Below are 20025 nucleotides of genomic sequence, written 5' to 3'. Positions count from 1 at the left end.
TAATCCAATGAAAACGGGCTTACATACTTTACTGAAGCATAAGATATATCTATTACTTCTCTGGGTTTTACAGATATATTTTAGCTCTCCTGCTCAAGAACACCCTAATCTTATCCTTACCAAAACAGGAGTTAAAAACATAAGAAAGCAATTAGGTTCCATACCAATGTTTGATAATACCCTTGTCAAGGTTAAAGCTGAAGTGGATAAAGAGATCCAAAGTGGTATTCATGTCCCAATTCCAAAAGATATGGCCGGAGGTTATACACATGACAGGCACAAAAAAAATTGGATAATATTGCAGAAAGCAGGGCTTTTGTATCAATTACTTGAAGATGAAAAATATGCCATGTATACACATAACGTTCTTAAGGAATATGCCAAAATGTATCCCTCGCTACCTTTACACCCAAAAAAAAGGTCATATGCGCGAGGTAAAATTTTTTGGCAATGCCTTAATGATGCGAATTGGCTTGTATATGTGAGTCAAGCATATGATTGCATTTATGATTATTTGGATAAAGACCAGCGTAACTACCTAGAAAAAAATCTATTTGTACCGTATGCCAATTTCTTATCGAAAGAGAACCCTCAGTTTTTTAATCGAATTCACAATCATAGCACTTGGGGAAATGTGGCTGTAGGCATGATTGGTTTGGTGATGAACAATCAAGAACTCATCAATAGAGCCCTATATGGAATGAAGATCGAAAATTTTGATCATGAATTAAAGGATAATGATGGTGGCTTTATCTTGAAAAAAGATGAAAAAGCAGGTTTTTTTGCTAATCTTGACAGTCCTTTTTCTCCAGATGGGTATTATACTGAAGGTCCATATTATCAAAGATACGCCATGTATCCATTTATGATATTTGCCCAAGCTCTTCAAAACAAAAAGCCCGAATTAAAGATTTTTGAATACAAAGATGGTGTTTTAATAAACTCTGTTAATACATTGCTTAATCTTACCAATATAAATGGCGATTTCTTTCCGATTAATGACGCTCAAAAAGGAATGTCATATTATTCAAAAGAACTGGTGTCTGCTGTTAATATAGCCTATTATTATGGAAACAACTCTCCTTCTCTTCTTGACATAGCTCAAAAACAAAACAGCGTTCGGCTCGATCAAACGGGGCTTAGCGTATCCCAAGGTATTAAAGAAAATAAGCGTATTCCCTTTTCAAAAAACTCAATAGAATTTACTGATGGCTCCAATGGTAATGAAGGAGGAATTGGAATCTTAAGATCCAAAGACAAACAACACGAATTAGTCATGAAATACAGTGCTCATGGACTTAGCCATGGACATTATGATAAACTTTCCTTTTCTTATTATCACAAAGGAAATGAAGTAATGCAAGATTATGGACTAGCACGGTTTGTTAACATAGAACAAAAAAATGGCGGTGGATATCTTAAAGAAAACAAAACATGGGCAAAACAAACAATAGCCCATAATACTATAATTCAAGATGAAAACTCTCATTTTAATGGCGAGTATGAAAAAGGAAGCCTACATCATTCTGAAAAATACATTTTTGATACTTCCCATCCAAAACTGCAAATCGTAAGCGCCAAAGAAAGTAATGCATACCAAAACACCAGACTTCATCGAACAATGCTACTCCTAGAAGATCTAGGATTTCAAAAACCTCTTCTTATCGATATTATGCAATTTGTTTCGAACGGTGCGCACCAATTTGATCTCCCCTACTACTATCATGGACAAATTATCGATACTAATTTTGATTTTGAAACTTTTGACACTCTTTCTCCTCTCGGCTTAAAAAGCGGTTACCAACATCTGTGGTTAGAAAACAAAACAGTTATAGACGACACAAAGACTGCACAGATTACCTGGCTACACAATGATGCTTTCTACACACTCTCAACCTTTACCAAAGCGAAAAATGAAATTTTATTTACTCGAATAGGCGCCAACGACCCTAGACATAACCTAAGAAGAGATCCTTCATTCATAATAAGAAAACCACAGTCAAAAAACGATACTTTCATAACCGTTATAGAGACTCATGGAACATACAATCCTGTGACCGAAATAGCAAAGAACTCAAGCAGTAGCATTAAAGAAATAAAGGAAGTAAAAACCGATAACGAAAACTATTTAGGATGGAAAATTATCACCAAAGATGATAATGAACATACATTCGTTTTATGTGTAACAAACAATCAAAAAGAAACCCAACATTCAATATACCTGAATAACAGCCCTATACAATGGATAGGCCCTTATTACTATAGCAAAAACTAATATACAAACTATAAATATCTAACAAATGAAAAGTTTTGGATCAAGCAACGTATTTATTAAAGGAAATGAAGCGACTTGGGAAACCGTAGGCGAAGGTGTGCGGCGCCAAATCATGGGATACGATGACAAAATCATGTTGGTTCATGTAAAATTCGAAAAAGGATCAGAAGGCCCCATACACGATCATTACCATTCACAAGTCACATATGTGCAAAGCGGTCAATTTGAAGTAAGCATCAACGGCGAAAAACAAATTCTTAAAGGAGGAGATTGTTTTTATATTCCTCCACACGCACCCCATGGAGCAATCTGCTTAGAAGATGGAGTATTAATAGATGTTTTTAGCCCAATACGAGAAGATTTTATGTGAACTCTTTTTTTGCGCTAATCGCCTATGTTAACTACCGACAATAAAAAATAACCAATAACAAATTACCAATTCCTAAAAATTTTAACATTAAAAATAACAATTATTTTTTGTTTAACATTAAAATAACATATATTTGGTAAACCAATTTGGTTATCCAGTTTGGTTTACCAATAAACAACAAATCATTAAACAATCAAATTATAAACATCATGGGGATCCACTAATTATTAGAAAACAAAAAAAGGACAGGTGCACGCCTATCCTTTTTATATTACTTCTTTTCGGAGGGAAGTAATACTTAAAACACATGAGCTTTGTTAATCACATGCCCTACAAAAGTACAAAATTTAAACAAATACTATATAGGTTATGTGATTTGTAAAAAGGGAAATAAAGGAATACATCTTTATTTATTCTTTGTTAGGATATCCTTTTGGATATCATCAGATTTTTGAAACATAACACAATTAAAATGAACTTTAAAATCAAACTACTTTTTATTACTCTGATTTTATCCCAGATATCATTGATAGCTCAAGAGAGTTATTCGCTATCTGGAAAAATTACTGAAGAAAATGGAGTACCAATTCCTGGAGTAAACGTTATTGTCACTGGTACAAATAATGGAACTTCTTCTGATTTCGATGGAGAATTTCAAATTCAAGTTAAGAACGATGAAGTTTTACAGATATCTTATATAGGATATACTACGCAAACTATTATCGTTTCGGGGCAAAAAAGGCTAGAAATCACTTTAAAAGAAGATGCTGCAACCTTGGAACAAGTTGTCGTTATCGGATACGGTACACAATCCAGAAAAAACTTAACAGGTTCTGTTGCCAAGGTCTCTGGAGAATTAATTCAAAATAGAGCCGTGCCTCGTCTTGATGATGCCATCGTAGGGAAAGTGGCAGGTATACGAGTACAGGCCGTTAATCCAGAAGCCGGAGGTGCTCCCAAAATTACAGTTAGGGGTCCTGGATCCATTTCAGGTGATTCTAGTCCACTTATTGTTGTAGACGGGATAGCACTGGGTACCGACCCAGATTTATTAGGAAGCTTAGACTCCAATAACATTCAGTCTATAGAGGTATTAAAAGATGCTTCCTCGGTTGCTATTTTTGGATCTCGAGGGGCAAATGGAGTAATTATTGTAACCCTAAAAGAAGGAAAAAGTGGTGATACCCAATTTGCCTATAACACCTATACAGGGTTCAAATTTGTACCAAAAAATGATCAATATAACTCATCTGTAGCCCGTTGGCGAAGATATATCAATGGGGTTCAATCTGGTTTGGATCCAAATTCTACAGAAGGACAACGGTTTCAGGAAAACCTGGATAGAGGTAATGCCTTACTTACGGTTGCAAGTATAATTACTGAGGCTAATGGTGGGGAAACCGACTGGCAAGATGTTATGATAGATGGTGGAATTATTCAAAGTCACTCTTTCTCTGCCACAGGAGGAACTCCTAAAACAAAATTTAATGCTTCACTGGGTTATGTTCATGATGAAGGTGTCTTATTAACAGACGACTTCAAAAGATATAATGCCAGAGTAAAAATAAATTCAAAATCGAAAAATAATAGGATTAGATTTGGATTAAACCTAAATGGACAAAATACTTTGCAAAGAAGGTTCCCTGTTGGTATTGAAACCGCTCTTAGACAATCCCCATGGGTACCCACCAGGTTGAATGATGCCACTTTGGGATTAGTTAATGTTGCAGATAGCCGGGGGTCTGTTATTTTTTCTGAAGCCATAGCTGGGGATTATTCCCTGGAAAGAATGTTTGATCATGTTTTTACTCAAGATGGAGCAGGAATTCTTAGAGACGATTTGGGTAATCCTGTTTTAGATTTTACAAGAACCAGTGGCGGAATAAGTCTAAGCACAACAGGTGATGCGAACGCCCTGGCAAAAGTATTAGAAAGAAAAAGAACCAAGGAAGAAACCAAAATTTTGGGAAGCTCTTTCTTAGAATTTAAACTAGCTGAAGGACTTAAGCTCAAACAAACAATTTATGGTGATTTCAGGTTCACAAGAGATTATGATAAAAGAGGGATTCTTCATCACCAAAATAGATCTGGTCGTACACAAAGAGACGAAAGAGTTAGAACTGTAACTCACTACGGAGTTGAATCGTTATTAACCTATAAAAACAATTTAGGAGCACATACCATAGATGCCATAGGAGGTTTTTCTTTTGATGATTTCGATTATACAGAACAGTCAACAACAGGACTAGGATTTACAAATGATATTACCGATAATATCCCAGCTGCAAACGTAGGTGAACAAGGAAGCTTCACGAGACTGGGTAACGAAAAACTAATATCCTATTTTGGGCGTCTTAATTACGATTTTGATGATAAATACTTACTCTCAATTAGCGCCAGAACCGATGGAAGCTCAAGATTTGGAGAAAATACAAAGTTTGGTTTTTTTCCCGCGGCTTCCGTAGGATGGAGAATATCTGGAGAGCGTTTTCTTCAAGACAGCAATGTGATTACAGATCTTAAAATAAGAGCTAGTTACGGGGTTTCGGGATCCAATGCCATAGATCGTAATATCTTTAGCTCTCTATATAGATCATTAAGCACTCTATCTCCTGTTGTTTTTGACGGACAACCTGGATTAAAACCTACTGTTATTGCCAATCCAGACCTAGGTTGGGAACGATTAATCGAGTTTAACCCAGGAATTGATTTAGAAATCGCAAATGGAGCATTTGGTCTATCTGCCGACTATTATACGAGATCTAGTGATGACCTTATTCTATTTTTACCTGTGCCTTCAGTTACGGGAGCAAGAGGTTTTTTACAAAATTCTGGAGAAGTTAAAAACGAAGGAATTGAAATTGAAGCACGTTCTAATATTGTTTCCAGACCAAATTTCAAATGGAATGTTTCTGCTCAATTTACCAAAAACACCAATGAACTAGTAGATTTTGGTAAAAATGATGGGTTAATTTCATCTATAGAAGATGATAAAAGAGCAACTCAGTTTATTGCAAATGAAGGGCAGCCAATCACCTCCTTTTATGGTTTTGTGGTAGACAGAGAAGTTCCTTTTCAATATCTTAATAATCCATTTTATCCTATTAATGCCCAATCACAAGATGTATATGTAAAAGATTTAAATGGTGACGGTATCATCGATGATGAGGATAGAACCGAGTTAGGAAATCCTTACCCAGACTTTGAATGGGGATTCTCAAGTAATTTCAATTTTTATGGTGTAGACTTGAGTTTTTCATTGCAAGGTTCTCATGGAGCAGAAGTTCGAGTTTCAGATCTGGAATATCAAAGAAATGAATTTAGCTCAAATCAAGATGTTACTAGTGATGTACCTAATAGAGAATTTTTAAGAAAAAGAATATTTACAAACGATCATATTCAAGATGCTTCTTTTGTAGCATTACGAAATATCGGAGTAGGCTATACGCTACCAAAAGATATCACTGAAAAGATGAATATTGATAAGTTAAGAATATACCTAAATGGTGAAAACTTAATTTACATAACAGCCGATGATTATTTTGGATTTAATCCAGAAGGTGCCAATTACAATACAAGGGGAGCAAACTTAGCAACCACTTTTGGGTACCAAAGAGGAGCGCCACCAATTCCTAGAGTAGTTTCTATGGGTCTTAATCTTCAATTTTAAACACACAAAGGCATGAAAACTAATTTTTTAAAGATATTGTATACAACAGCTGTTGTTTCTTTGATGTTAACAAGCTGTTCAGTGGATGAGTTAACTATAAGTAATCCAAACGAACCCGATAAGGATCCAACTCTTAATGATCCTTCTGGTTTTGTCTCTATTCTAAATGGAATGTATGATGCTTACCAAAAAATTCCAGCGGGTGAGTTTCTCATTACCGAACTTAGATCAGACAATGGGGTCTCTGCCAATGGAGATGGAGATTTCGGAGATCTCGAATCTTTCAGTATAACTGCCGATCTTGGAGAAGCTGCCAACTACTGGACCAATAATTACAAAGTCATATTATCGGCAAACATTATTCTTGACAACCAAGATAGAATCCAAAATGATAATAGAAACCAAATTATCGGAGAAGCGTATTTTATGAGAGCTTTATCCCACTTCAACCTTGCCAGAGCCTTTGGTGATGTACCCTTTGTGGATAGAGAAATTTCTCCAGAGGATTTCGAAGAATACCCAAGATTACCTTTAACCGAGGTATATCAAAAAATAGCGAGTGATTTCAATAATGCAATTTCTAATTTAGAAGGCTTTAGTTCAAAAGTAAATAGAGGAACCGCAGGAGCGGCAAAAGCATTGCTCGCCAAAGTATATTTAAGCGCTCCTACTCCAGACTATGCACGGGCAACAACATTATTAAATGAACTGGTAGACGAAAATAACCCCTACGAATACAGGCTTTTAGATTCGTTTGAAAGCGTTTTTGCCTTTGATAATGAGTTGAATGAAGAGATCATATTTGCTGTTTCTTATGAATCGTTAAGTACTCCAACTATAACTTCAGATGCAAGAGATGATAATAACGTACAAGTACAGGGAGATTCGCAAAGATTTAGTATCGATATGACAGCAGCTGGTCGTGCTCAAGGAGTTAATTTGGCTACTCCAGAACTTCAAGCATTGATTACAGCTGCAAGCGAGCCCATAAGATTTCCTGTAAGTTTCTTAGAATCTACCGTAGGTAGTAATAGGGTTGAAAATAACAAGTTTCAACCTGATGCCGATCAAAACTCTGGTAGAGATTGGATAGTAATTCGATATTCTGATGTTTTATTAATGCATGCTGAAGCCATCATGGGAGAGTTTATAGAAACCTCGGATGCAGATGCAATAGCTTCTTATAACAAAGTGCGAGAAAGAGCTGGGGTCGATCCTATTGCCAATGGTGATATTCTTACAAAAGAAGCTTTACTAAACGAAAGAAGAATCGAACTAGCTTTTGAGAATCATAGGTTATATGATTTAATAAGATTTAATCAGGCAGTACCAATACTTACACAGTTTTCAAATGATAATGGATATAGTTTTTCTGCAAATGACCTCTTGTTACCTATTCCGCAAAGAGAACGAGATGTAACAGATAACTTCTATCCGCAAAACCCAGGTTATTAATGTATTCTTTTCCGAATTTGGAAATAGAATAATTAAAATATTCAAAAATGAAAATAAAGTTGAAACATCTAAAAGTATATACTTGGTTGTTTATAACAAGTATAATGATCTTGATTTCATGTCAAGACGATGACCTTCCAGAAGTTGGAGATTTACCCGATTTAACTCCTCCTTCTGCAAACTTTGTAGCAATTCAAAAAGAAGGAACAAATCCAGAAGAAGATTTTAAGATTTACTTTCTTACAAATCAATCTGTAAGTTCGACCGATTACCAGTGGGAAATTCCTGATGGAGTTATATTATTAGATTTAGATGCAGATGATGACATTACTCCTACCCTTGCTTCAGAAAACATCAATTTAGAATTTCCTGGAGAAGGCACATTTGAGGTAACGCTAACCTCATCAGACAAATTAGGAAAGACTAGCACAATTACCAAAAGCATTGAGGTCATTGAGCCTGAAAAACCTGATGTTCCTGATCCAATTTTAGTGAACTCTGATTTTGATAAACTTCCTAAGTCTTCAGGTTCAGATTGTACATGTTCTGCTTGGATTAACAAGAGTATTGGTGACCAGGGAGAATCTAGCTCAGGTAATGGAGGTTCTGATAACGTTGTTAAATTTGATAATAATGAGCCAGATCATCTTTATCAAGAGTTTGCAGTCGTACCAAATGCCGATTATACGGTAGAAATAGTTACATCTTTTAAAAGCCCAACAGGAGGTTCATTTCCAAGTATGCTTGAGTTAAGAGTTTTAGCCGGATCGGGCTATACAAGTGGTTATACCCCAACATATTATACAGACACTGTAGAATTTCCACAAGATGATTTTGGTTATTCCTCAATTTCACAAGTTGAAGATACGGCTAATAATCTTTTGGTCGAGATACAAGAGAACCCAAACAATGATGATTATATCACCTATAGCTATACTTTTAATTCAGGAGATAATGATAGTGTCGCTCTATTCATAAGGGGTATAGGAGGCCCTGCAACCGGTGGCGGTGGCGGTGACTTCGGATATAACAGCGGAGATGAGGAAATACGAGCCGACTCTATAACTATTACAGCTATTAATTTGTAAAATGAAAAACATTCAAAAAAATATATTACCATTTTTAGTAATAGTATTTCTATCTGTAAACACTACTTCTCAAACCAAGAAAAGTAGTGTTGCAGATACGATTGTTAAAACTGAATGGAAATTACCAAAAATAGATTTAAGCCATTGGAAGGTAACATTACCTATTGGTAGCCCCAAGCCAATAAATGTAAAACCTCCCGAAATTTTGGATTATGCAAACAATACAACATTACAAAAGTATATGTATAATGATCCAAAAGATGGTGCTCTTGTTTTTTATGCCACACCAGGAGCGACGACCACAAATACCAAATACTCTAGGTGCGAACTTAGAGAGCAAATGGTACCCGGTAAAAATGATGTAAACTGGCGTTTTAAAGATGGAGGTAGAATGAAAGCCACAATTGCAATTGATGATATTTCAAAAAATAAAAAAGGGAAATATGATAAAGTAATTGTATTACAAATACACGGCAGGCTATCAAATGATCAAAAAAAGATAATTGGTAAAAAGGATAATGATGCACCTCCAATCATGAAAGTATATTGGAACAATGGCCGAATACGACTTAAATCCAAATACCTAAAAGATCAAAATGCAACCGATACTGAAATATTACAGAAAGATGCATGGGGAGATGATGAAGGATATAACTTTCCTAAAAAAGTAGGTTTCGAAAAATTTACTATAGAAATTATAGCTTCTGAAGGAAAAATGAAAGTTATCCTTAATGACAAATATGCAAAAGTATATAAAGGTATCGACATGAAACGATGGGGAATATTTGAAAACTATTTTAAAGCAGGAAACTATTTGGCTTCCAAGAATCCAAAAGCTTTTGCCAAAGTTAAGTTTTATGAACTTGAAGTATCACATTAGCTACACCTATTGCCCACTTTTGAATAAAGATAATATGAACCAAAAAAGTTTTCAAACATTGATATAAATAAGCTTTCGTAATAATGAATAATTTTATAAATTTGGAAAACCAATCTGGTTAACCAATTTTAAACAATACTGTTATTGACCATGAAATTAGAGATTTTAACCAAAAATGAGAATCGAGATATTCAAAAGAAGATTATTGAAAAAATCAGAGATCTGATAAACTATAAAAATCTGGAACCAGGTGATAAACTCCCTTCAGAAAGAACTTTATCAGAAAAATTTGAAGTCAGCAGAGGCAATATACGTGAAGCGATTCAAAAACTAGAGTTTTATGGTTTGTTAGAGTCTATACCTCAAAGCGGAACTTTTGTAGCAAACATTGGAGTAATTGCTATGAATGGCATGATCGATGATATCTTAAGGTTGGAAGATCCCGATTTTAAATCATTGGTAGAAACTCGTATTCTTTTAGAACTAAAAACAGCCCGCTTGGCTGCTTTGAGACGAACCAACGAGGATCTAGAAGCCATGAAAGAAGCTTTGGATGCTTATGCAACCAAAGTAGTAAAAGGAGAAGATGCTGTTCAAGAGGATTTGTTATTTCATTTGGCTATAGCAAAAGCAAGCGGTAATAGTACTATGAATACATTCATGCTTATCATTACTCCCGGTATTATTACCAATTTCGAAAAATATCATGTTTGTGATAGTAATCAAGCATTTTCAGGCATTCAGGAACATAAAGACATATATGAGGCGATAAAAAATCAAGATCCGAAATTGGCCAAGCAAATGATGAAAGCTCATTTTAAAATTTTGTATCAATATTGCTACAATCAAAAATAAATTAATAATACTATAAGAAGAGAAAATTGCACGGCTTTATCTTCTTAGTAAAAAATATCACGGAGGGATTTATACTTAACTATTCGGCCACCATGTGTCTCAAACAAAACATTTGAAGTCATTGGTAAACTTTACTGAATAGTATTCATAGAAAGTGATCATTTGTACACTTAACAAATAAATCCCTTTAACTAAACCAAAAATATGAAAGTTAAAGGATTAAGATGGTGGATCATAGGGCTTGTTTGCCTTGCAACAATTATCAATTATATTGATAGATCTGCTTTGGGCATTATGTGGCCCGAAATGAAAAAAGATCTTGGATTGACCGAAGAAGACTATGCCTGGATCATCAATATTTTCACCATCACCTATGCCGCAGGTAAATTTATCTCGGGTTGGGTTTATGACAAGGTGGGTACCAAAATTGGATTTGTACTTTCTATATTTTTCTGGTCACTAGCTTCTTTATTACACTTTTTTGCACGTGGATTAGCCTCATTAGGACTTTATAGAGGTATTCTAGGTGTTTCAGAAGCAGGAAATTGGCCTGGGGCAGTAAAAAATAATGCCGAATGGTTCCCCATAAAAGAAAGGGCTGTGGCTCAAGGTATTTTTAATGCGGGGGCTGCTATTGGTTCAATCGTTGCTGCTCCTGCAATAGCAGAACTTTTTAGCGCCTATGGTTGGAGATGGACTTTTATTATTATTGGTGTCATTGGTTTTATCTGGATAATACCCTGGCTAATCTTTAACAAAAAACAACCAAAACTACATCCATGGATAACAAAAAAGGAAAAAGATTACATCTTATCCGGACAAGAGCAAATTAGTGAAGAAAAAAGCCAGGAAAAGGGGCTTCCTCTTTCCAAAATATTAAGATTTAAGGAAGCCTGGGGTATATTGGCAGCCCGATTTTTTATTGAGCCTATCTGGTGGTTGTTCGTGTTTTGGATGCCGATTTATCTCAATAAAGTATATGGTTTCAATGTAAAAGAAATTGGCCTTTATGCATGGTTTCCATATGTGGGAGCCGCCATTGGAAGTATCGCTGGTGGTTGGTATGTTCAGAAATTAATGAGATCACTTAGTCTCGACAAAGCAAGAAAAAGAGTCATAACCTTGGGGGGAGCTATTATTTTTACAGCAATTATAGGTGCAATCCTATTTGCCGATACACCAATAAAGTTTGTCTCTTTCGTATTTATAGTACTTTTTGGATTCCAGTTCTCAATCAGTAACATCCAAACCTTATCCAGTGATTTATTAAAAAGTAAATCTGTTGGAGCACTAGCCGGACTGGCCGGTACGATAGGAGCTATTTCGGTAGCCATTATGAATTTTATCATTCCAAAAATAACAACGGTGTCTTATACTCCGGCCTTTATTATCCTGGCTGTATTAGCACCATTATCAGTACTATCCATATTCGTATTGATTAAAGAAATAAAACCTCTAAAAGAAAAAAATTAGAACGACTAACTTAATTTAATTATTAAAAAATGAATTTAAAAGAAAAAATAGCTGTCATAACCGGAGCTACTGGTGGTATAGGTTTCGCAGTTGCACAAAGACTAGGTAGCGATGGGTATACTGTAATTCTAAATGGTATAGAAGATAGCAAAGGAGTCCAACGAATAGAAGAACTTACAGCCCAAGGAATAACTGCAGCGTATTACGGATTTGATGTCACAAATGAAGACGCCGTAAATTCTAGCATAAATACAATTGGAGAAAAATACGGTAAAATCGATTTGATAGTAAACAATGCAGGTGGATTGGGTGGAAGATCCAGATTCGAAAAAATGACTACAGAATTTTACCGATCGGTTATGGCATTAAACCTTGACTCTACATTTTTCGTTTCAAGAGCCGCAATACCATTCCTTAAAAAGGGAGAAAACGCTTCTATCATTAACTACACGTCAAATGCCGGATGGACCGCAGGAGGACCTGGAGCGGGTATTTATGGCACATCCAAGGCAGCAGTCAATGCCATAACCAGGGCTCTAGCAAAAGATTTGGCAGAGTATGGTATAAGAGTAAATGCTGTATCCCCTGGTACTATTGATACTCCATTTCATGAACAAATTAAATCAACCAAGCCAGAAGTTTTTGCTTCATGGAAAAATAATATTTTGCTTGGAAGATTAGGACAACCTGAAGATGTGGCTTCTGTTGTTTCCTTCTTAGCAAGCGAAGATGCCGCTTTTATAACAGCCGAAACTATTCAAATTGGAGGAGGACAGGCCTTGGGAATTTAAATAGAATAAAGCGTATTAACTAGTGATTAATTCTTTAATAAATAGAAGGTTAACGCATGGTTAATTCTATTTTACCAACTATAACAAACTTAAATCAAAATGAGTAAAGTAGTAACTTTTGGAGAGGTTTTAATGCGTATAGCCCCAAAAGGAAACAAAAAATTAAATCAATCCAATGAACTCGAGTACTACTTTGGCGGAACTGAGGCGAATGTTGCGATATCCCTTGCACAACTTGGAAACCAAACCCAACATGTTGGCGTAGTATCTAATGATTTTGTAGGTGAAGCAGCAAAAAAATACCTTCAGCAATTTGGAGTAAACACCAGTTCAATCAGTCATTCTGATCACCCACTCGGATTATATTTTCTTGAAGTAGGTGCAGTTATGAGATCCAGCACAATTTCGTATAACAGATCTAATTCTGCATTTAGCCATATAGATCCCAATAAAATAGATTGGGATACGATTTTCGAAGATTGTTCTTGGTTTCATTGGACTGGTATAACTCCTGCTCTTTCGTACAATGCATATCAAGCTTTAAAAAAGGCTTTGACGATTGCAAATTCAAAAGGAATTACAATTTCAACAGATCCTGCATATAGAAGTAACCTTTGGAATTACGGAAGAGATGCCAAAGAAATTTTAAACGAATTAGTAGAATTATCAACTATTTTTATTGGAGGTCCAAACGAAATCAATGAACTCTTGGATACTTCTTTTTCAAATCATATCGATCAGTTCATTGAAAGCGCTTCTCGATTAATGAATACATATAAAAACATAAAAAAAGTATTTGATAAAACAAGAGTCTCCTTTAATGCTAATTGGCACAAAATAAAGGCCCGTATGTATAATGGAAATGAATTTGCCGAAACCAATGAAATAGAAATTACTCCCGTAATAGACAGAATTGGGACTGGCGATGCTTATGCCGCTGGATTAATTCATGGACTAATGAGATTTAATGACTATAAAGCCCTCGAATTTGCTAATGCTGCATGTGCAGTCAAGCACACGATTGAGGGTGATGCCAACTTGGCAACAGAAAAAGAAATATTAAGTATAGCTCGTGGTAAACTGAGCGGAAGAATAATAAGATAAATGGCAAGATATACAAGAATAGAAGTGGCTACAGTTATGAAGAATACAGGAATTGTTCCTCTTTTCTTCCATTCGGACTACGATATTGTAAAAAGAGTTATTAAAGCTTGCTATGATGGAGGAGCCAGAGTATTCGAATTTACAAACAGGGGAGATTATGCTATTGAAGTATTTTCTGAAGTTTCTAAGTGGCTAGTTGCAGAACTTCCAGATATGATCATAGGTGTAGGATCTATTGTAGACGCTGCAACAGCTTCATTGTATATTCAAAATGGAGCAAACTTTATCGTTTCTCCGATATTAAACCCTGAAATCGGGAAGACTTGTAATCGAAGAAAAATTGCTTGGTTACCCGGTTGTGGGACATTAACAGAAATCAATTCTGCTGAAGAATTAGGAGCGGAAATTGTAAAAATTTTCCCTGCGAGTGAATTAGGTGGTGCCGATTTTATAAAAAACATAAAAGCTCCTTGTCCCTGGACGAGTATTATGGCAAGCGGTGGTGTGGTTCCTGAAAAGGATAACTTAATAAAATGGTTTCAAGCTGGTGCATATTGTGTTGGAATGGGCTCGAAGCTTATCGTAAAAAATGGCAATAGAGATTATGACTACAATAAAATAACTGATCTTACCAGAAAATCAATTCAAATAATAAGCGATTATAAAAAAAACCTAATTTGATGTATTGTGTTTGTTATGTGTTTAATTACAATCTAAATTAGATTACTTTTGACTGTTTTAAAATTTTCACTAATGTCAAAAAAGAACCCTTGCAGCACTTGCAAGGGTTTATTAATTTTGATATTATACTAAAAACTGAAATAAGTCCGGCTTGTCATTAAGATAGTCCCCAAAGAAATTAAGATCTTTCATCCTGGAAATAAGAGGCTCTAAATCTTTCTTATCCTTTAACTCTATCCCCACTACAGCGGGTCCGTTCTCTCTACTAGATTTTTTAGAATATTCGAAATGAGTAATGTCATCGTTTGGTCCCAATACTTCACCAACAAATTGTTTCAAAGCACCCGCTCTTTGAGGGAACCGAACTATAAAATAATGTTTCAGATCCGCATAGAGCAAAGCTCTTTCTTTAATTTCTGCAGTACGTGTTATATCATTATTGCTCCCGCTTACAATACAAACCACATTTTTACCCTTAATTTTATCTTTATAAAACTCCAGGGCAGCCAATGTTAAAGCTCCCGCAGGTTCAACAACTATTGCATCTCTATTGTACAAATCAAGAATAGTTTGGCATACCAATCCTTCTGGTACTGTAAACATATCGGATAAATGTTCTTTGCATATCTCAAAATTGAGATCCCCTACCTTTTGTACTGCTGCACCATCAATAAACTTGTCTATTTCAAAAATCTCTGTATTCTTATTGTTTTGGATTGAAGTGAGCATAGAGGGCGCACCTTCGGGCTCTATACCAATGATTTTGGTTTTGGGCGATAATGCTTTCAGAGCACCACACAATCCCGAAGCCAATCCTCCTCCTCCTATTGCCACAAAAACATAATCAATTGGGATATCGGCCTGTTTAAAAATTTCAAGTCCAATGGTTCCTTGTCCTTCAATGGTTTTTGGATCTTCAAAAGGGTGAACAAATGTTTTCCCCTCTGTTTCGCAAACCTTCATAGCCGCCTTCGACGAATCATCAAACGTATCTCCTTCTAATACAATCTTCACATGATCACCACCAAACATTTGAGTCTGTGCTACCTTTTGTTTTGGGGTTACAGAAGGCATATAAATTGTTCCTTGTATCCCCAAGTGATTACATGCAAAGGCTACACCTTGGGCATGGTTACCAGCACTGGCACAAACCACTCCCCTTTCAAGTTGTTCTTTGGTTAAAGAACTTATCTTATTATAAGCTCCCCTAATTTTATAAGAGCGTACCCGCTGCAAATCTTCTCTTTTGAGTAGAATGTTTGCCTCATATCTTCTTGAATATCGAATGCTATTCATCAAAGGAGTTACCATAGCTACTTCTTTGATTGTAGAAGCGGCCTTTTGAATATCCTCTAGCGCTGGAAAATATGTTGTGGTGGCGGTACTCATAATTTTGTTTTAGCTTTTGTCAGCCAGGATCTATCGAAGGTCACACAATACACATCTCAAAACTTCAACAGACCCGGCCGTACAAAAAATGGTTGGTTATTTTACTTTACACAATAGGTTTCATTGCCGTCATAGAAGCTCTTAATCTTGCTCCCACTTCCTCTATTGGGTGATTTCTTAATGTAGCATTTACTTCAATTAATTTTGCATTATCTACACCACTATATTTTCCATTATCATATGATTTCCCTATAACATTTGTATCAATATTCTTCATAAAATCTGTCAATAATGGTTTACAAGCATGATCAAAAAGATAACATCCATACTCTGCAGTATCAGAAATCACACGATTCATTTCGAATAGTTTTTTACGGGCAATTGTATTAGCAATAAGTGGTGTTTCATGCAATGATTCGTAGTATGCCGATTCCTCAATAATCCCAGATTCTGTCATAGCTTCAAAAGCCAATTCTACTCCTGCTCTTACAAAAGCAACCATAAGCACTCCATGATCATAAAATTCCTGTTCTGAAATTTCTACATCACTTGCAGGAGTTTTTTCGAACGCTGTTTCTCCAGTAGCAGCTCTCCATGATAATAGGTTTTTATCATCATTTGCCCAATCTTCCATCATTGTTTTTGAAAAATGACCAGTCATGATATCATCCATATGTTTTTGAAACAATGGACGCATAATTTCTTTTAACTCTTCAGATAATTCGAAAGCTTTTATTTTTGAAGGGTTTGAGAGTCTATCCATCATATTTGTAATTCCTCCATACTTCATTCCTTCTGTAATAGTTTCCCAACCGTATTGAATTAATTTTGAGGCATATCCCGCATCGATACCTTTCTCAATCATTTTATCGAAGCATAAAATAGATCCTGTTTGTAATAATCCACAAAGTATAGTTTGTTCTCCCATAAGATCAGACTTGACTTCGGCTACAAATGAAGATTCAAGTACTCCGGCTCTATGTCCTCCGGTAGCTACTGCATATGCTTTGGCTTGATCCAATCCGCGTCCCTGAGGATCATTTTCTGGGTGCACAGCAATTAATGTAGGTACTCCAAATCCTCTTTTATATTCTTCTCTAACCTCAGAACCAGGACATTTTGGGGCAACCATAATTACCGTTAGATCTTCTCGAACTTGCATCCCCTCTTCAACAATGTTAAAACCATGAGAATAGGACAATGTTGCGCCTTTTTTCATTAATGGCATTACGGTATTTACTACTTGTGTATGTTGTTTATCTGGTGTTAAATTAATTACTACGTCTGCTTTAGGAATTAATTCCTCATAAGTTCCCACATTAAAACCGTTATCTGTAGCATTTTTAAAAGATTGTCGTTTTTCTTTAATCGCAGCTTCGCGAAGTGCATAAGAAATATCCAAACCTGAATCTCTCATATTCAATCCTTGATTAAGGCCTTGCGCGCCACATCCTACAATAACAATTTTTTTCTCTTTTAAGGCATCAACACCTGCCGAAAATTCTTCGGCATTCATAAATCTACATTTTCCTAGCTGCGTTAGTTGATCTCTTAATGATAGCGTATTAAAATAATTTGCCATTTCTTTTTTTTAATTTGTTGTTGTTGTTTCCTGTTCGGAAACCTGATTTAATTTTGATTTTTAGTTGTTTCTCATTTATACATTCCGAAATAATCTCGGAAGCCTATGCTTTGTAATACCAGGAGAATTTACACAATCTCTGTTGCAAATTTTTCTAAGATGGTAGAGATATGCATTTTCTCTTTGGTAACTGCAATCCTACCAGAGCGTGTAAACTGCATAAGTCCATATGGCTCTAATTTGCGATAAAGAGCATCGACTTCTCTACGCCTTCCCGTTTTTTCTAAAACAAAAAATTCTGGTGTTACTGTTACTATATTAGAATTACTATTTTTAATGACATTCTGGATCTGACGTTCTTCAAATAAGAGTTTTGAAGCAATTTTGAACAACGCTGTTTCCTGATAAATGATATCTTCTTCTTTATGATAAAAAGCTTTGATAACTTCTATTTGTTTTTCTATTTGTCCAACTATTTTCTTCACTTGTTCTTCAGTTACTTTAACTGCTATAGTAAATCGAAATACATCTTTGATCTCGGACTGTGATGCCGTCATACTATCAAGATTAATATGACGTTTCAGAAAGATTGCCGATATCCTGTTTAACAATCCAATATTGTTTTCGGTATAGACCGAAATTGTAAAATTTTCTTTTTCCATAACTACTCTAATCTTACATCTGAAACTGATGCCCCTGTTGGGATCATTGGGAATACATTATTTTCTTTTTCTACACAAACCTCAAGGAAATAAGGTTCCTTTGAAGCAATCATTTCTTTTATCGCATCCTGTAAATTCTCTCTCTTAGTAATTCTCTTGGATTTGATATGATATCCTTCAGCTATTTTGACAAAATCTGGGTTCACCATTTCGGTAGACGCATATCTCTTATCAAAAAATAATTGTTGCCATTGTCTCACCATCCCAAGGAAATCATTGTTAAGTACTACAATCTTAACGGGTACTCTGGTTTGAAAAATTGTACCCAATTCTTGTATGGTCATCTGGTAACCACCATCACCAATTATAGCAACTACTTCGCGTTCTGGCGCTCCCATTTTTGCACCTATTGCGGCAGGTAAAGCAAAGCCCATAGTACCCAAACCACCAGAAGTTACGTTACTTTTGGATTTTGTAAACTCGGCATAACGGCAAGCAATCATTTGGTGTTGTCCAACATCGGATACAATTACTGCATCGCCGTGCGTTTCTTCATTAATTCCTCTAAGCACTTCTCCCATAGAAAGACCTTCTTTTTCGGGATACAATTCTTCTTTGATAACTTTATCAAATTCTATTTTATCGTGATCCTTAAATTCTTGCAACCAAGAATCATGTGAATTCGGTTGTATCATTGGAAGTATTTGTGCTAAAGTATTCTTAACATTTCCCATCACTGCAACATCTACCTTTACATTTTTGTTCACTTCGGCAGGATCAATTTCAAAATGAATTATTTTGGCTTGCTTGGCATACGTTTGCAGATTACCTGTAACTCGATCATCAAAACGCATTCCGATAGCAAGCAATAGGTCACATTCATTTGTTAACTTATTAGGGCCATAGTTTCCATGCATCCCTACCATTCCAACATTTAATGGATGTGCAGTTGGTAATGCCGATAATCCCAAGATAGTCCAAGCTGATGGAATTCCGGATTTCTCAACAAAACCTTTTAATTCTTCTTCGGCTTCTCCCAAGATCACGCCTTGTCCAAAAACAATCATTGGTTTTTTAGCCTCATTGATCAATTTGGCAGCTTGTTTCAAACTATCAGGGTCTGTTGATGGTGTAGGAACATAACTTCGTATTCCTTTGCACTTTTCATAGGCAAAATCCAACTCCCCAAATTGTGCATCCTTTGTGATATCTATCAATACTGGCCCTGGTCTACCAGAACGAGCAATATAGAATGCTTTTGCAAGAACTTCTGGTATATCTTCTGCTTTTGTAACCTGATGATTCCATTTGGTAATCGGAGTAGAAATACCAATAATGTCGGTTTCTTGAAATGCATCTGACCCTAAAAGGTGGGATCCAACTTGTCCGGTAATGCATACCATTGGTGTTGAATCTATCTGAGCATCTGCGATACCAGTAACAAAATTTGTAGCTCCCGGTCCTGATGTAGCAATAGCCACACCTACTTTACCACTTGTTCTTGCGTATCCCTGAGCTGCATGTGTTGCTCCTTGTTCATGTCTTGTTAAGACATGGTGCAGTTTATCCTGAAATTTGTATAACTCGTCATATACAGGCATTATTGCTCCTCCCGGATAGCCATAAATTAAATCAACACCTTCTGCCAAAAGACAGTGAATTACTGCTTCTGCTCCCGTCATCCTTTCTGTTACTTTTGTTTTCTTTTTTATTGTCTGCGTTTGTGTTTCCATACGCTGTTATTTGGTTT

The 20025-nt window shown here is 35.8% G+C and carries 15 protein-coding genes; 11 read left to right on the top strand and 4 right to left on the bottom strand.

Going from position 1 to position 20025, the window contains the following annotated elements; all coding sequences use genetic code 11:
* The first annotated feature begins 7 nt into the window (after positions 1–7).
* The 11 genes from U6A24_RS09575 to U6A24_RS09525 all read left to right on the top strand — a co-directional run bounded on the left by U6A24_RS09575 (position 8) and on the right by U6A24_RS09525 (position 14642).
* A complete protein-coding gene (locus U6A24_RS09575; RefSeq protein WP_324179742.1) occupies positions 8–2275 on the top strand; it encodes an alginate lyase family protein in 2268 nt (755 codons plus the stop codon).
* 25 nt (positions 2276–2300) lie between these two features.
* On the top strand, positions 2301–2645 hold the full coding sequence (locus U6A24_RS09570; RefSeq protein ID WP_324179741.1) for a cupin domain-containing protein: 345 nt from the start codon (positions 2301–2303) through the stop codon (positions 2643–2645).
* A gap of 472 nt (positions 2646–3117) precedes the next feature.
* Positions 3118–6315 carry a carboxypeptidase-like regulatory domain-containing protein gene (locus U6A24_RS09565; RefSeq protein WP_324179740.1) on the top strand — a complete coding sequence of 1066 codons (3198 nt, stop codon included), beginning with the start codon at positions 3118–3120 and terminating at the stop codon, positions 6313–6315.
* 12 nt (positions 6316–6327) lie between these two features.
* Positions 6328–7770 carry a RagB/SusD family nutrient uptake outer membrane protein gene (locus tag U6A24_RS09560; RefSeq protein WP_324179739.1) on the top strand — a complete coding sequence of 481 codons (1443 nt, stop codon included), beginning with the start codon at positions 6328–6330 and terminating at the stop codon, positions 7768–7770.
* A 47-nt stretch (positions 7771–7817) separates the two neighbouring features.
* Positions 7818–8858, top strand: coding sequence for a PKD domain-containing protein (locus U6A24_RS09555; protein ID WP_324179738.1), 1041 nt, complete (start codon positions 7818–7820; stop codon positions 8856–8858).
* A gap of 1 nt (position 8859) precedes the next feature.
* Complete coding sequence (locus U6A24_RS09550) at positions 8860–9738, top strand: polysaccharide lyase family 7 protein (RefSeq protein ID WP_324179737.1); 879 nt, start codon at positions 8860–8862, stop codon at positions 9736–9738.
* 150 nt (positions 9739–9888) lie between these two features.
* Entirely contained in the window at positions 9889–10593 is a 705-nt protein-coding gene (locus U6A24_RS09545) for a FadR/GntR family transcriptional regulator (protein WP_324179736.1), read from the top strand.
* A 204-nt stretch (positions 10594–10797) separates the two neighbouring features.
* Positions 10798–12066: an MFS transporter gene (locus U6A24_RS09540; protein WP_324179735.1), complete on the top strand. Its 1269-nt coding sequence runs from the start codon at positions 10798–10800 to the stop codon at positions 12064–12066.
* Positions 12067–12095: 29 nt separating this feature from the next.
* On the top strand, positions 12096–12857 hold the full coding sequence (locus U6A24_RS09535; protein WP_324179734.1) for an SDR family NAD(P)-dependent oxidoreductase: 762 nt from the start codon (positions 12096–12098) through the stop codon (positions 12855–12857).
* A 99-nt stretch (positions 12858–12956) separates the two neighbouring features.
* On the top strand, positions 12957–13961 hold the full coding sequence (locus tag U6A24_RS09530; protein WP_324179733.1) for a sugar kinase: 1005 nt from the start codon (positions 12957–12959) through the stop codon (positions 13959–13961).
* A complete protein-coding gene (locus U6A24_RS09525; protein WP_324179732.1) occupies positions 13962–14642 on the top strand; it encodes a bifunctional 4-hydroxy-2-oxoglutarate aldolase/2-dehydro-3-deoxy-phosphogluconate aldolase in 681 nt (226 codons plus the stop codon).
* A 123-nt stretch (positions 14643–14765) separates the two neighbouring features.
* Here the strand turns inward: U6A24_RS09525 and ilvA are convergent, their stop codons facing one another.
* From ilvA to ilvB, 4 genes are all read right to left on the bottom strand, one after another.
* Positions 14766–16031 (bottom strand): threonine ammonia-lyase IlvA, encoded by a 1266-nt coding sequence (ilvA, locus tag U6A24_RS09520; RefSeq protein WP_324179731.1) that lies wholly within the window; start codon positions 16029–16031, stop codon positions 14766–14768.
* A 106-nt stretch (positions 16032–16137) separates the two neighbouring features.
* Complete coding sequence (ilvC, locus tag U6A24_RS09515; RefSeq protein ID WP_324179730.1) at positions 16138–17613, bottom strand: ketol-acid reductoisomerase; 1476 nt, start codon at positions 17611–17613, stop codon at positions 16138–16140.
* A gap of 128 nt (positions 17614–17741) precedes the next feature.
* The gene (gene ilvN, locus U6A24_RS09510; protein ID WP_324179729.1) at positions 17742–18275 is read right to left on the bottom strand and encodes an acetolactate synthase small subunit; all 534 of its coding nucleotides are present in this window, start codon (positions 18273–18275) and stop codon (positions 17742–17744) included.
* 2 nt (positions 18276–18277) lie between these two features.
* The gene (gene ilvB / locus U6A24_RS09505) at positions 18278–20008 is read right to left on the bottom strand and encodes a biosynthetic-type acetolactate synthase large subunit (RefSeq protein ID WP_324179728.1); all 1731 of its coding nucleotides are present in this window, start codon (positions 20006–20008) and stop codon (positions 18278–18280) included.
* Positions 20009–20025 lie beyond the last annotated feature (17 nt).

It is taken from the genome of Aquimarina gracilis, assembly GCF_035285365.1.
Taxonomy (GTDB): Bacteria; Bacteroidota; Bacteroidia; order Flavobacteriales; family Flavobacteriaceae; genus Aquimarina; species Aquimarina gracilis.
Note: the sequence above shows the minus strand (reverse complement) of the source record. Positions and strands in the feature narration are given on the sequence as shown.